We start from the raw sequence: 13,248 nt of genomic DNA, 5'->3' as shown, positions 1-13,248 counted from the left end.
AGCTTTCAGGTTTTTCGGTAATAATTCATGATAGTCGATTTTTTTTTTATTAATTAATAATATTAGAGTACTTTAGTTCCCTCTCTAAATCATATATTAATACTTAGAATTATTTTAATGAAAGGTTTTAGCAAATTTTATATTGTAATCGCCTTCCTGACTTGTAACCTACACTTTGCACAACAGAGTGCCCAGCAGGAAGAATTGTCTTTAGATAGTGGTTCTATAGAAAGTCAATTTGAATATTTATACAAAAAATCTGGCAACTATAATGCCGAAGGAAAAAGATATGAGGTGGTTCGAATTATCAACCTCGATAAACTCAAGAAAAATGTTCTTGATTCTGTAAATGCCTCAAATAAAAAGGCAATCGAACTAAAAAATACTATTAGTAACCACGAAGCCACTATTAGTTCCCTTAATAGCAAATTAAAAGAAACAACTGATAGCCTTACAACCGTAAGCAATGAGAAAGACAGTATGTCCTTATTAGGTGCTCAGGTTTCCAAAGCTACTTATAATGTCATTCTGTGGACTGTAATAATTGGCTTGCTCCTGTTATTCTTTTTGTTTGTTTATAAGTTTCGAACAAGCAATATCTTAACTCAGGAGGCAAAGGCCAATTTAAGCGAGTTGGAAACTGAATACGAGGACCACAGGCGCAGGGCATTGGAAAGAGAACAAAGGATAAGCAGGCAACTCCAGGACGAAATAAATAAATACAGAAAATCAAAATAAAAAAAGCTCCTAATGGGAGCTTTTTTTAGCATAATGCATCATGATCAATATTATTCAGGCGAAAGAAGAACATCTCCCAATATTGATTCCACTTTTGGATAAATACAGAATTTTCTACGACCAGAGTTCAGATGAACAGGGGGCCCGAAGATTTTTGGAAGCCAGAATAAAGAATAAGGATTCTACGATCTTTGTAGCATTTTATAACGGTTCTCCAGCAGGTTTTACCCAATTATATTCTTCTTTTTCCTCCGTAAGTCTTAAACCAATATTTGTTTTAAACGATTTGTATGTATATAAGGAATTTCGGGAAAAAGGTATTGGCGAAGAATTATTGAACACTGCCAAAGATTATTGCAAATTGTTAGATTATAAAGGATTAGCTCTGGAAACTGCAATAAACAATCCTGCGCAAAAATTATATGAACGCCTGGGTTGGGAAAAAAACACCTCCTCTCTTTATTATTTTTGGGAAGATAAATAGGTCCATTAAAATAGAACAAGAATAACTCTTATGCGAATAGATATTATTACCGTCTTACCAGAATTATTAAAAAGCCCTTTTGAGGCCTCTATATTGAAGCGTGCAATAGAAAAAAAGCTGGTCAAAGTTCACCTACATAACTTAAGGGATTATACGGATAAAAGCTATAATCAAGTAGATGATTACCAATTTGGGGGTGGCGCAGGTATGGTATTAATGATTGAACCTATTGATAAATGTATCAGTGCTCTTAAAAAAGAGCGACATTACGATGAGATTATTTATATGACCCCTGATGGTGAGACTTTAAATCAAAAAGTGTCAAATGGTCTGTCTTTATTAAAAAACATTATTATTCTCTGTGGTCATTATAAAGGAGTTGATCAAAGAGTTAGAGAAACTTTAATCACGAGGGAGATATCTATTGGAGATTACGTATTATCGGGAGGTGAATTGGGCGCAGCTGTGCTTTGTGATTCTATTATTCGTTTGCTTCCGGGGGTGCTTAATGATGAAACCTCTGCCCTAACGGATACTTTTCAGGACAATTTATTGGCCCCACCTGTCTATACCAGACCCAGAGAATATAAAGGTCTAAAAGTTCCTGATATTTTATTAGGCGGTAACTTTCCTGAAATTGAAAAATGGCGGGAAGACCAAGCAATGAAAAGGACCATAAAGCTCAGACCTGATTTATTGGAAGAGTAAAACTTTTGATTCCGAAGAAAAATTGCCAAAAATATCTTGTAAGTAATAATTTAAAGACTATTTTTGCATTCGATTTGAAATTAACCTCTGACGAAGTCCGTGAATGTTGGTTTTGACTTAATTAAAATAAAAATCAATGGAATCCTTAATATCATTTGTTGAAAACGAATTTGTTCCAAAAAAAGAATTTCCACAATTCACTCCGGGTGATACAATTACCGTTTATTACGAAATAAAGGAAGGTGAAAAAACACGTACACAGTTTTTTAAAGGGGTAGTAATACAAAGAAGAGGATCTGGTGCAACAGAAACATTTACAATTCGTAAAATGTCGGGCACGGTTGGTGTGGAAAGAATATTTCCTGTAAACATGCCGGCTTTGCAGAAAGTTGAGATTAACAAAAAAGGTAAAGTGCGGAGAGCTCGTATTTTTTACTTTAGAGGTCTTACGGGCAAAAAAGCCAGGATCAAAGAAATTCGTTCCTAAGAAGAAGTACACAGAATAAAAAACCCTGATAAATATATCAGGGTTTTTTATTGTCCAAACATTAATAAATCTATTTAACCGTTTTCTTTCTCAAAAGCCAAGATAGTTTTAGAAATAATAGAAACACAGTCTAAGAGTTGGTCTTCTGTCATGACCAATGGAGGTGCAAAACGAATGATATTTCCATGGGTAGGTTTTGCAAGTAACCCATTTTCTTTCAATGCTAAGCATATTTCCCAGGCAGTTGAGCTGTCTTCCTCGTCATTAATCACGATCGCATTTAAAAGCCCTTTGCCTCGTACCAGCATTACAAGTGCGCTTTTTTCAATTAATTTTCTCATTTCAGACCGAAATAATTTTCCAAGGTAAAAGGCATTTTCAGCTAGATTTTCGTTTTTGACCACTTCCAAGGCAGCAATTGCAACAGCGCAGGCCAAAGGGTTTCCTCCAAAGGTAGAACCGTGATTGCCAGGTCGGATTACATCCATGATATCATTATTGGCAAGAACAGCTGATACAGGGAAAACACCTCCGGACAAAGCTTTTCCTAAAATCAATATATCAGGTTTCACCTCTGGGGTTCCACTACATAACATATCAGTACAGGAACAATTACCGCAAGAAGCTAGTAATCGGCCGGTTCTGGCAACCCCAGTCTGCACTTCATCCGCAACAAACAAAACATTATTTTGCCTGCATAGATTATACGCCTCCTTTAGATAGTCCTCCTCTGGAACATAAACACCCGCTTCACCTTGTATTGGTTCAACCATAAATGCGGCAACATTCTTATCCTCCAAGGCCTCACCTAGTGCATTTATATCATTATATCTGATTGAGAAAATTCCTGGAGTAAAGGGACCAAAATTCTCAGTAGCTATTGGATCATTGGAGGCCGAAATAATAGAAATAGTACGACCATGAAAATTATTTTGGCAAACAATTATTTTTGCCTGATTCGCATGAATCCCTTTTTTTTCATATCCCCATTTTCTAGCTAGTTTCATTGCGGTTTCTACCGCTTCAGCTCCCGTATTCATTGGTAAAACACGATCAAAACCAAAGTATTCGGTGACATATTTTTCGTATTTACCCAGCATGTCATTATAAAATGCTCTGGAAGTAAGCGTTAATTTTTCAGCTTGTTCTTTTAATGCAGAAATAATATGTGGATGGCAGTGCCCTTGATTAACAGCTGAATATGCGGATAAAAAATCATAATATTTGTTACCTTCTACATCCCATACATAAACTCCCTCACCCCTGTTTAGAACCACAGGTAATGGATGATAATTTTGTGCTCCGTATTTAGCTTCCAATGCTATAGCATCCTGGGAAGATATCTTTTCTAATACTGACATTTTCCTGACAATTTAAATAAAACCTTAGCTATTCCTTCTTTGGGAGAGAAATCATCCTATGCGGAGGCGCTAAAATACAAATTATGCCGCTATTTATGAAATGAGCTTTGCTTCTCCTTCTTTATTTTTCAATCCTGCTAAGGGTTGCTATTTGTAGTTCTAATCGTTTGAGTTCGCGAAGAATATCATTCTTGTCCATTTGCATCCAAACAAATAACTTAAGCATTCCCATAGCTATCATACTCAAAAAACCGGCAGATGCCCATTTTATAAGTTCATTAGTGTTATCTGTACTAAAAAACTGAACTATACAATAAACGAATGCCATAAACATTAGCAAGTGAACTACATTCATAATGGCTGCTAACCATCCTAATTTTCCCCTATAAACTTCCCCAATTTTACCTATCAGATTTTGTTCTTCCAACTCATCGTAAAAGGCAGCCTCTTCTTTAGATAAAGTCTCTTTGATTAAATCGTCAATTTTTTCTGTCTTCTTATTCATGATTTCTGTTTTTTAAAATTGTCTTTAATTTTTCACGGGCATGGTATAGTCTTGATTTTACCGTCCCTTCTGATTTGTCTAAAATATCACTGATTTCCTTAAGGGAGTACTCTTCCAAATAAAACAAACGAAGAACAACTTGTTGATCTTGAGGCAATCCCTTAATTGCCTCATAAACTTTTACCAGATCAGATTCTTTATGATCTAAATTATTATCTACTTTCGGTTCATTATGGTAATCCTTTAATTTTTCTCTATTTCTATGATTTTTGTTTAAATAATCAATGGATTTTCTGGTGACTATCTGCATCGCCCAACTACCAAAACTGTTAGGCTTTTTTAGGTAGGGTAGCTTTTTGATAATTATCCCCCAGCTGTCCTGAACAATATCTTTAGCCATGTCTTTATCATAAGTGAACCAATAGGCGTGGTTACACATTTTGGAATTATATCGTTTTACTAATAAAGTAAATGCTTTCTTATTCCCTGATCGATATTGTAAAACCAACAATCCTTCGAATATTTTTTTAGCGTTTCCCATATCCTTTCTTACAATAGAGACCGATTAATTTGGAAAAGGTTCAATTATTTTTGACTTTTTTTATCCAATTCCTCTTAAAGATAAGATTAAAGATTCGCGGTAAATAGTATTTTTGCCGCATGAGGAAAAGCAGAACCAGGCAAATTTTTGAGAATGTAGCCGTTATAGATGCAGGTGCTAAAGGAAAAACCATCGGTAAAGCGCCAGATGGCAGAGTTATCTTCATCTCCAATGCTGTGCCAGGCGATGTTGTTGATATTCAAACCACTAAAAAAAGAAAGGCTTATTTTGAGGGTGTTGCCACTAAATTTCACACCTTGTCTGATAAACGCACAGAACCCGTATGTGAACATTTTGGTGTTTGTGGAGGATGCAAATGGCAACATATGGGTTACCAGCACCAATTGTATTACAAACAAAAAGAAGTTGAAAACAATTTAAGACGAATAGGCCATCTGGAAATTCCTGAAATTTCACCAATAATTGGGTCTGATCAAAAGTATTTTTACCGGAATAAAATGGAATTCTCGTTTTCTGACAGCAGATGGCTAACCCAGGAAGAAATCAATTCAAAAAATCAAATAACAGATAAAAATGCTATTGGATTTCATATCCCGGGTATGTGGGATAAGATACTTGATATTAAAAAATGTCATTTACAATCAGATCCTTCAAATGACATACGCCTGGAAATAAAGAAATATGCTCAGGAAAATGAGCTTAGTTTTTTTAATCCCAGAAATCAAAAGGGGCTTTTGCGAACACTAATGATAAGAACGTCGTCTACTAAAGAAATTATGGTGCTAATTCAATTCTATGACTATGACGAGAACAAACGAAACGGATTGTTAAATCACCTTAAGAATAAATTTCCACAAATTAACTCATTATTATACGTTATTAACCGCAAGGGGAATGACACAATTTATGATCAGGAAATACATTGCCATTACGGCGAAGAATTTATCTCCGAACAAATGGAGGGTCTTAAATTTAAGATCAATGCAAAGTCGTTTTACCAGACCAATTCTCAACAAGCCTACGAACTTTATAAAGTAGTTAGAGAATTAGCTGATTTAAATAAAACGGAACTGGTTTATGACCTTTATACAGGAATAGGTACTATAGCTCAATTCATTGCCGCTGAAGCTAAGAAAGTTGTCGGAATCGAGGCAATACCAGAAGCTATTTTAGCGGCCGAAGCCGATGCTCAGGAGAATAACATTAACAATGTTACTTTTTTCTCAGGAGATATGAAAAACATATTTAATGATGAGTTTGTGGCCTTTCACGGAAGACCGGACGTTGTGATAACAGATCCGCCACGAGATGGGATGCATAAAGATGTTGTAAGGCAAATTCTTGAAATTTCACCAGATAAAGTTGTATATGTGAGTTGTAATAGTGCAACGCAAGCACGGGATCTGGAACTTATGAAAGAAGTATATCAAATAAAAAAAATACAGCCGGTAGACATGTTTCCACAAACGCATCACGTAGAAAATGTTGTACTTTTGGAAAAACGCTTCCATTGATAAAGAAAGTCTGATATGCGTAATAAATTTGCTAACTAGGTATGGAAAAAAAAAGGATTCTCCTATTTGTTCTAATAGTAATTATTTCCATTATAGCCTGTGAAAAAGACGATATCTGCGTGGATGGCAATACGCCTCTGCTAATCATTCGATTTTATGATAGTGAAAATCCGAGTGAATTAAAAGCCGTACCCAGTTTAAGAGTTATTGGTTTAGGTCAATCCTCCACAGTTAATACAATTGCCGATAGAACTTCTTTAGACTCAATTTCACTGCCTTTAAGAATAAATGAAGCCAACACCGGGTTTATATTGATATCTGATTCAGCTGATGAAGATGACTTGGAAACAGGTAACAATGATACCCTCACATTTGACTATAATACACTGGAAATCTTTATTTCGAGGGCCTGTGGTTATATTGCAAATTATGATGACTTAGGCGAACTACTTTCTTCAGACAGTGAAAATTGGATCCAAAATATCGAAATAGTTTCGCCTTTAATACAACAGCAAGACAGCGCCCATGTTAAGATATTTCATTAGTGTTTTTTTTCTTTTTAGCTTCTTTCTAAGTCAAGCGCAGAAAGATTCTTTGCAAATTGGTTCCCGGGATTCAACAAGATTTGGTCAGCGTTATGGACTGCGTATTGGTGTTGATTTAAGTAAACCAATAAGAGCACTTTTCGATAGTGATTATTCAGGCCTGGAATTCGTTGCGGACTATCGTATTACCAATAAACTTTACATTGCAGCTGAGTTTGGTAATGAAAAAAAAACCAGTTTTGAATCTCTTGAAAATATAGATGATATTAATAGAGTTGAGTTGTATAACTATACCACCTCTGGAAGTTATGTAAAGCTTGGAGTTGATTTTAACACCTATGAGAATTGGTACGGGATGACCAATGCGATAATTTTCGGCGCCAGATATGCAGGTAGCTCTTTTAGCCAGACATTAAATAATTATACAATTTATGACAGTAATAGGTATTGGAATCCTACTACATTTGCTCCTGGTTCTGGTTCCTCTGAAGAATTCAGCGGTTTAACTGCTACCTGGCTAGAACTTCTTTTAGGAATAAAAGTTGAACTAGTTGCTAATTTATACCTTGGCGCCAGTGTTAGACTCTCTTATTTATTTACAAATAAAGAAGCTGATTTCTTCCCAAACTTATGGATTCCCGGTTTCAGTAAAGTAAATGATAATAGTAAATTTGGAGTAGGTTATAATTACTCTATTTCTTACTTCATCCCCTTATATAGCAAAAAGGAAAATAAAAAGAAGAATGAAAGCCCTCCGGAAGAATAGTTCAAATTTTCCAGATCCCTTTTTAACCAAAATACTTAAGCGCCAAAGCTTTGAACTCAGGATTTATTTACTTGAACTGATTGTTGTATTTAGCTTTTTTACTACCCTTGTACATAACATATTTCACAAGGCGCGATTCCAAATGACTGTTAAATACTTTTATTTTACGTGAAGGACGAAGCCCAACAAACTTTAAAGCTTCAAGATTAGATGTAATGAACCATGCGTCTGTTCCGGGATAATTTTGCTTCAAAGTATCCCCAATATTCCCATAAAATTCTTCCATCTCAATATTCAATCGCTCTCCATAAGGTGGATTAAACACTATATGCAAATGGTTTTCTGTGAATTTTTCCGATTCAAAGAAATTTTTACGTTCAACAGAAATATATTCTGAGAGATTGGCGTTCTCTACATTATCAATTGCTTTTTGTACTGCTGATGGCGCTTTATCATAACCAGTGATTTTATAATGAAACTCCCTTGTTTTATTAAGGCTACTTTCAACTATTTTCTCATAAAGTTCACTGTCAAAATCTTGCCATTTTTCAAATGCAAATTCCTTGCGATTTATATTTGCCGGTATGTTGCATGCAATCATTGCAGCTTCTGTTAAGAATGTACCACTGCCGCACATCGGATCTAAAAAATGTGACTGTCCATCCCATCCACTTAAAAGAAGAAGTCCGGCTGCTAAAACTTCATTGATTGGAGCAATGTTGGTTGCTGTTCTGTAACCTCTTTGATGCAATGAGCGACCCGAAGTGTCAAGGGAAACATTACACTGGTTCATTTGGATGTGTATATTTATTCGTAATTCCGGAAATTTAATATCCACATTGGGTCGCTTACCAACTGTATTTCGAAATTTATCTACAATGGCATCCTTTGTTTTTTGTGAGACATATAATGAATGTGTAAAATTTTCCGAATTAACCGTAGCATCGATGGCAAAAGTTATTTCCGGATTAAGGTATTTGGACCAATCCATAGCATATATCTTCTTATAGAGATCTGTTTCATCTTTTACATAGAACGAATGAATAGGTTTTAATATCTTTATAGCAGTACGAAGGCATAAATTAGCCTTATACATAAAGCCGGTATCGCCTTCAAAAGAAACCATCCTTACACCTTCAAGAACATTTACGGCTCCCAGGTTACGTAATTCCTTTGCAAGTATTTCCTCAAAACCAAACATGGTCTTGGCAACCATTTTAAAATTATTACCCATAGTACATTTAAAGAATGCCACAAAAATACATTATTTTTATCCACATTGTTTTTCAGTAAACCTAATACCATTTTAAATTAAACATGACTTATATTTTACTGATCTTTGCTGTTCTTTTAAGTTTTGGGTTTGTGGTCCTTACAAGACCTAAAAAGAAAGAAGGTCTGCGCTTATTACTGGCATTCAGTGGATCATTTTTATTAGCACTTACACTTTTTGAACTTTTACCGGGAGTCTATAAAGTTGCTGATCCTAAGGTAATTGGGATATTTATAATGCTTGGGATTCTCCTCCAGATTTTTTTAGAGTTCTTTTCGAAAGGTGCGGAACATGGTCATGTACATCTTAATAGCGAAGAAAGTAATTTTCCCTGGTTACTTTTTATAAGTCTTTGTGTTCATGCATTCTTAGAAGGTATTCCTATAAACCAGAACAATGATATAATATATGGCATTTTGGTACACAAAATACCAATAGCCGTTATTCTAAGTATCTTTCTCGTGGGTTCCAAAATTAATATTTTTTATGGGTCATTGTTTATGGTATTTTTTTCTATAATGACCCCGCTAGGAAGTTATGCAGCCTCAAAGTTTGATTTTATCTCAGATTATAGCGCTCCAATTACAGCATTGGTTATAGGTGTATTTCTCCATATTTCTACTGTTATCCTTTTCGAAAGCTCGGAAGGTCATACATTCAATATCAGAAAGTTAACGGCCATTGTTCTTGGAACAGCGATAGCATATTTTCTCTAGATTACTGCCAAGGCAATATACAGCCAATGACTTATGGCGCCACCTAGTACCAAGAAATGCCAAATAAGATGATTATACGGCAGACGTTTAAAAGCATAGAAAAAAATACCTGTTGTATAAAAAAACCCTCCCAGCATAAGTAAATAGAGGCCTGTTTTGGAAGTATTTGAAAGCAGGTTTTGAAGGTCAAAAACTATCAACCAACCCATAAAAAGATATAGTATTAGAGACAATACCTCAAATTTTCCTGTAAAAAATAGCTTGAGTATGGTACCTGCTATAGCAATGCCCCAAATAGTATAAAAAATTAACCATCCATTCCCTTCCTCCAAAGTTATTAGGGCTACCGGGGTATAAGTACCGGCTATTAAATAATATATACATATGTGATCCAAAACCCTGAGGTTTAGCTTTATTGATTGGGTAGAAACATAATGATAAAGTGTTGATGCCAGGAACAAGAGGATTATGGAGATACTATAAACAACTAAGGAAATGGTTGAATACTGGGTTTTTTGGGTATCAAACTTTAAAAGCAAATAGAATCCAACTATACCAAGTAAAATCCCAATACTATGGGATAGAGCATTTAGCTTTTCTTCTTTGTGATAATCTAAATTCACTATTTATAGCGTTTTCCGCGCTTTATAACCATATCTACGTCTTGCAATAAACTAATATATCTCAAAACGTCGCCATCAACGGCAATGATGTCTGCATATTTACCTGGAGTTATCGTCCCTACTTCATCGGCGACGCCCATCCATAAGGCCGGCCAGTATGTTGCAGATCTAATCGCATATTTAGGGTCTATTCCAAATTCATTAACCCAAACATCTAATTCATTCCAGGTAGATTGACTATGAAATTTCATTGGTATACCACTATCAGTACCAACGAGAAGAACAACACCTGCATCGAGCAATTGGTTAATTTTAGTTTTTAATGTGGGCTTTCTGGAAGGTGTCAATTGATAATAGGGAAGTCTATCCGGATGAGATATACTTCTCTTAATATCCGCAATTATGCTATCCGGTAACCCGAGGTGCCAGGAATCATTATCCAGTTTTTCAGGATTATCCCGGACATATTCATAATTATAAAGACCTTCAACTGTTGGGCACCAGAAGAGGGGACCCATATTCATTTGGGCTGTTCTCTCTTTAATCATTTCCATAACATCATCTGGGTATTTTGGTGCGGAAGACAAACCCGTATGTTCAAAACAATCCACACCTACCTCTAGTCCTCTTCTAATTTCTTCCGGTCTGTGCCCATGTGCCACAACTTTTAAATTGTTTTTATGGGCTTCATCTACCACGGCTCTGAGTTCTTCCATGGTCATTTGGTCCTGATCAATTAGTTTGATAACATCTACTCCTGCGTCGGCTAACTTTCGTATTTTTTTTCTTCCATCCTCAGGGTTGTCCACTCCCCATCTAAAATCTTCTGTTCCCGGATAAGGTTTATTCTGTATAAACGGCCCCGAAACATAAAGAGTGGCACCCGGGATTTCTCCGTTATTAATCGCGTCTCTTACCGCTATGCTTTCTTCAAGAGGGGCACCTAGATCCCTCGCACTAGTAACGCCAGCCATGAGCAATTGATGGGCCGAAGATGGCATAATAACATCTCTAAAAAGTGGAGGATATGTTTTATCCCAATAGGCATAGTCCGCGTGGCCATTGATCATAGTATGGACATGCATATCCCATAGGCCAGGAAGTACTGTCATTCCTTCTGTAGAAATAATTTCTGCATCGGCGGGTATGGTAATGTTACCCTTTGATCCTACGGTCTTTATTTTTTGACCTTCAATGATGATAACACTGTTTTTTATTGGATCAGAACCGAACCCATCTACCAGGGTTCCACCCACCAAGGCTTTAACTTTGGTGTTTTGACCAAACCCTATAAACCCACTTATGAGTATTATAGACATAATGAATCGATTTTTAACAAAAAAATTTATTCTAAACATTGTAATTGTTTATTTATTTTCCGGATAATACCAAAATGGAATTTCAATTATTTTTCTCAAATATATACTGTCATTATCATGGTCTTTCCTGGAAACATTTAGAATGTGTTTTCCCTGTGGAACTGATCTGATATCAACAAAGGTTTCAAATCCCAGTTGATTTTGGAAATTTTTGGTAACTACAAATTTGGGTTTAAATTGAATGCTGTCAACACTAAGTGTATACATATCTTCAATTTCTTCCATGTACTCATGTATTCGTTTTCCACCCTCGGACCAGGGAATGGTACCTTCCGAAAATACAGGCGAATATATGCCTCGTCTGTCTTCCTCAGGTTTCAGATCCTTATTAAAAAAAAACACATCATCTTCAATAGACCGGCCATAAATCACAAAAACATTTAGGAACGATGTTTGAATTACTTTGGAAGGAATAGTAGCACGGTCAGCAAAAGAATTGTTCAGACTGATGAGATCATTATAATTTTTGGTGCTAGCTGCAAAAGAAGATGAATCCATTTCTTTTTCCAGATAGTTTGATGTACTAAACTGGGTGGCCGCAAGAATAGATATAAGTACAATTAGTGGGATAAGAACTAAACTTAAACGTTTCCCAAACTTATTATCCAAGAAATTATAAACCATTGGACGATAAAGGAATGAAAAGGTAATATATTTAAATATCCAATAGACGGGATAGTAAAATGAGGTTGTCCATTTCTTCTTTTTAAGCCAACCCTGAGTTACAAAGTCAATAAAAGTAAGGAGTGTGCCAATGGCAGTCAAAACAATTGCAGGTGTAGCTATCCAATAACGTACCCAATCCGGTGTTGTTTCTTTAGCCACAAGGAGACCTAAAAGTGCAAAAATAAGTCCTATTGAGACCAAGCCTATTAAATAAAATACCAGTAAAAAAGTTATTGAAAAAATAACACTGCAGTATTTTTCTAGTGTAGCGACATAATTATCAAAAGAACCAACCCTTTTTATCAGGTGTTTAGTAAATTTTGGGCTGTATTTTAATATATCATATTCAATATCCCCGGAGACGTATCGAAGACCTATGGCCCCTATCCACAATCCACGTAGAATTACGTGGGCTATAAGATTTATAGTAAGAATATACCAGGATATTAATAGGCCTTTGGTTAGAAATACCCGATATATATTCTGCTCATTTTGAGCTTCAAGACCGGCTAATTCAATAGGTTCTATAATCATAAACAGTCCATAGATGGCAAAACCGGAAATAATCAATTCCAATTGCCAGCTTTCTTGTTGAAGAATATCCAGCCATTCTTTGAATTTCTTATCTTGAGGATTGTTATTCATAGATATTAAGGTTCTCCTTATAAATATAACTGAAAACAATTTCTAAAAAAAGTATGGGACTCGAATGATTTTTATGTTGTTAGATAGCCAAATCCATTAATTTCAGTTTATTTGTGTCAGATCCTTTCAAGTAGGTCAAAAAAAAAGCACTTATCAAATACATGATAAGTGCTTTCAAAGAAGGCGGCGGCCTACTCTCCCACCAGTTACGGCAGTACCATCGGCGCAGACGGGCTTAACTTCCCTGTTCGGTATGGAAAGGGGTGGACCCCGTCG

Annotated in this window: 15 protein-coding genes and 1 rRNA gene; 8 read left to right on the top strand and 8 right to left on the bottom strand. The window is 35.7% G+C overall.

Annotated features, from left to right (window positions below):
- Positions 1-117: 117 nt before the first annotated feature.
- The 4 genes from ABJH90_RS00930 to rplS all read left to right on the top strand — a co-directional run bounded on the left by ABJH90_RS00930 (position 118) and on the right by rplS (position 2,417).
- The gene (locus tag ABJH90_RS00930; protein ID WP_348141693.1) at positions 118-738 is read left to right on the top strand and encodes a tRNA (guanine-N1)-methyltransferase; all 621 of its coding nucleotides are present in this window, start codon (positions 118-120) and stop codon (positions 736-738) included.
- Positions 739-778: 40 nt separating this feature from the next.
- Positions 779-1,222: a GNAT family N-acetyltransferase gene (locus ABJH90_RS00925; protein ID WP_348141692.1), complete on the top strand. Its 444-nt coding sequence runs from the start codon at positions 779-781 to the stop codon at positions 1,220-1,222.
- A gap of 30 nt (positions 1,223-1,252) precedes the next feature.
- Positions 1,253-1,930 (top strand): tRNA (guanosine(37)-N1)-methyltransferase TrmD, encoded by a 678-nt coding sequence (gene trmD / locus ABJH90_RS00920; protein WP_348141691.1) that lies wholly within the window; start codon positions 1,253-1,255, stop codon positions 1,928-1,930.
- A gap of 136 nt (positions 1,931-2,066) precedes the next feature.
- The gene (rplS, locus tag ABJH90_RS00915; protein WP_348141690.1) at positions 2,067-2,417 is read left to right on the top strand and encodes a 50S ribosomal protein L19; all 351 of its coding nucleotides are present in this window, start codon (positions 2,067-2,069) and stop codon (positions 2,415-2,417) included.
- Positions 2,418-2,491: 74 nt separating this feature from the next.
- Here rplS and rocD read toward each other — a convergent pair whose 3' ends face one another.
- From rocD to ABJH90_RS00900, 3 genes are all read right to left on the bottom strand, one after another.
- Positions 2,492-3,778, bottom strand: a complete 1,287-nt coding sequence (gene rocD / locus ABJH90_RS00910) for an ornithine--oxo-acid transaminase (RefSeq protein ID WP_348141689.1) — start codon at positions 3,776-3,778, stop codon at positions 2,492-2,494.
- A gap of 121 nt (positions 3,779-3,899) precedes the next feature.
- Positions 3,900-4,283: a DUF6768 family protein gene (locus tag ABJH90_RS00905; protein ID WP_348141688.1), complete on the bottom strand. Its 384-nt coding sequence runs from the start codon at positions 4,281-4,283 to the stop codon at positions 3,900-3,902.
- Entirely contained in the window at positions 4,276-4,824 is a 549-nt protein-coding gene (locus tag ABJH90_RS00900; protein ID WP_348141687.1) for an RNA polymerase sigma factor, read from the bottom strand. The genes ABJH90_RS00905 and ABJH90_RS00900 overlap by 8 nt, the downstream gene beginning before the upstream one ends.
- Positions 4,825-4,943: 119 nt before the next feature.
- Between ABJH90_RS00900 and rlmD the strand changes: the two genes are divergently transcribed.
- The 3 genes from rlmD to ABJH90_RS00885 are packed head-to-tail and all read left to right on the top strand — an operon-like array spanning position 4,944 to position 7,670.
- Entirely contained in the window at positions 4,944-6,359 is a 1,416-nt protein-coding gene (gene rlmD, locus ABJH90_RS00895) for a 23S rRNA (uracil(1939)-C(5))-methyltransferase RlmD (RefSeq protein ID WP_348141686.1), read from the top strand.
- A 41-nt stretch (positions 6,360-6,400) separates the two neighbouring features.
- Entirely contained in the window at positions 6,401-6,904 is a 504-nt protein-coding gene (locus ABJH90_RS00890) for a DUF6452 family protein (RefSeq protein ID WP_348141685.1), read from the top strand.
- The gene (locus ABJH90_RS00885) at positions 6,885-7,670 is read left to right on the top strand and encodes a DUF6048 family protein (RefSeq protein ID WP_348141684.1); all 786 of its coding nucleotides are present in this window, start codon (positions 6,885-6,887) and stop codon (positions 7,668-7,670) included. Before ABJH90_RS00890 ends, ABJH90_RS00885 begins: the two co-directional genes overlap by 20 nt.
- A 67-nt stretch (positions 7,671-7,737) precedes the next feature.
- Here the strand turns inward: ABJH90_RS00885 and ABJH90_RS00880 are convergent, their stop codons facing one another.
- Positions 7,738-8,904, bottom strand: a complete 1,167-nt coding sequence (locus ABJH90_RS00880; protein ID WP_348141683.1) for a THUMP domain-containing protein — start codon at positions 8,902-8,904, stop codon at positions 7,738-7,740.
- 83 nt (positions 8,905-8,987) lie between these two features.
- Between ABJH90_RS00880 and ABJH90_RS00875 the strand changes: the two genes are divergently transcribed.
- On the top strand, positions 8,988-9,659 hold the full coding sequence (locus ABJH90_RS00875) for a ZIP family metal transporter (protein ID WP_348141682.1): 672 nt from the start codon (positions 8,988-8,990) through the stop codon (positions 9,657-9,659).
- Here the strand turns inward: ABJH90_RS00875 and ABJH90_RS00870 are convergent.
- The 4 genes from ABJH90_RS00870 to rrf form a co-directional block, all read right to left on the bottom strand.
- Positions 9,656-10,282, bottom strand: coding sequence for a hemolysin III family protein (locus ABJH90_RS00870; protein WP_348141681.1), 627 nt, complete (start codon positions 10,280-10,282; stop codon positions 9,656-9,658). The two genes, ABJH90_RS00875 and ABJH90_RS00870, sit on opposite strands and share 4 nt — an antisense overlap.
- Positions 10,282-11,601 carry an amidohydrolase family protein gene (locus ABJH90_RS00865; RefSeq protein WP_348141680.1) on the bottom strand — a complete coding sequence of 440 codons (1,320 nt, stop codon included), beginning with the start codon at positions 11,599-11,601 and terminating at the stop codon, positions 10,282-10,284. The genes ABJH90_RS00870 and ABJH90_RS00865 overlap by 1 nt, the downstream gene beginning before the upstream one ends.
- 48 nt (positions 11,602-11,649) lie before the next feature.
- Complete coding sequence (locus tag ABJH90_RS00860) at positions 11,650-12,972, bottom strand: hypothetical protein (protein WP_348141679.1); 1,323 nt, start codon at positions 12,970-12,972, stop codon at positions 11,650-11,652.
- Positions 12,973-13,150: 178 nt separating this feature from the next.
- Positions 13,151-13,248: ribosomal RNA gene (rrf, locus tag ABJH90_RS00855) — 5S ribosomal RNA — on the bottom strand; the annotation flags it as partial.

Source organism: Eudoraea sp. (genome assembly GCF_039969275.1).
GTDB lineage: Bacteria > Bacteroidota > Bacteroidia > Flavobacteriales > Flavobacteriaceae > Eudoraea.
This window is presented reverse-complemented; position numbering and strand designations above follow the sequence as displayed.

Excerpts from the sequence above, each read along its gene's own strand:
- ABJH90_RS00905 (WP_348141688.1), bottom strand. The coding sequence starts at position 4,283 with ATGAATAAGAAGACAGAAAAAATTGACGATTTAATCAAAGAGACTTTA.
- rlmD (WP_348141686.1), top strand. The coding sequence starts at position 4,944 with ATGAGGAAAAGCAGAACCAGGCAAATTTTTGAGAATGTAGCCGTTATA.
- ABJH90_RS00925 (WP_348141692.1), top strand. The coding sequence starts at position 779 with ATGATCAATATTATTCAGGCGAAAGAAGAACATCTCCCAATATTGATT.
- ABJH90_RS00875 (WP_348141682.1), top strand. The coding sequence starts at position 8,988 with ATGACTTATATTTTACTGATCTTTGCTGTTCTTTTAAGTTTTGGGTTT.
- rplS (WP_348141690.1), top strand. The coding sequence starts at position 2,067 with ATGGAATCCTTAATATCATTTGTTGAAAACGAATTTGTTCCAAAAAAA.
- ABJH90_RS00890 (WP_348141685.1), top strand. The coding sequence starts at position 6,401 with ATGGAAAAAAAAAGGATTCTCCTATTTGTTCTAATAGTAATTATTTCC.
- ABJH90_RS00880 (WP_348141683.1), bottom strand. The coding sequence starts at position 8,904 with ATGGGTAATAATTTTAAAATGGTTGCCAAGACCATGTTTGGTTTTGAG.
- ABJH90_RS00930 (WP_348141693.1), top strand. The coding sequence starts at position 118 with ATGAAAGGTTTTAGCAAATTTTATATTGTAATCGCCTTCCTGACTTGT.
- ABJH90_RS00860 (WP_348141679.1), bottom strand. The coding sequence starts at position 12,972 with ATGAATAACAATCCTCAAGATAAGAAATTCAAAGAATGGCTGGATATT.
- ABJH90_RS00865 (WP_348141680.1), bottom strand. The coding sequence starts at position 11,601 with ATGTCTATAATACTCATAAGTGGGTTTATAGGGTTTGGTCAAAACACC.
- ABJH90_RS00885 (WP_348141684.1), top strand. The coding sequence starts at position 6,885 with ATGTTAAGATATTTCATTAGTGTTTTTTTTCTTTTTAGCTTCTTTCTA.
- trmD (WP_348141691.1), top strand. The coding sequence starts at position 1,253 with ATGCGAATAGATATTATTACCGTCTTACCAGAATTATTAAAAAGCCCT.
- ABJH90_RS00900 (WP_348141687.1), bottom strand. The coding sequence starts at position 4,824 with ATGGGAAACGCTAAAAAAATATTCGAAGGATTGTTGGTTTTACAATAT.
- rocD (WP_348141689.1), bottom strand. The coding sequence starts at position 3,778 with ATGTCAGTATTAGAAAAGATATCTTCCCAGGATGCTATAGCATTGGAA.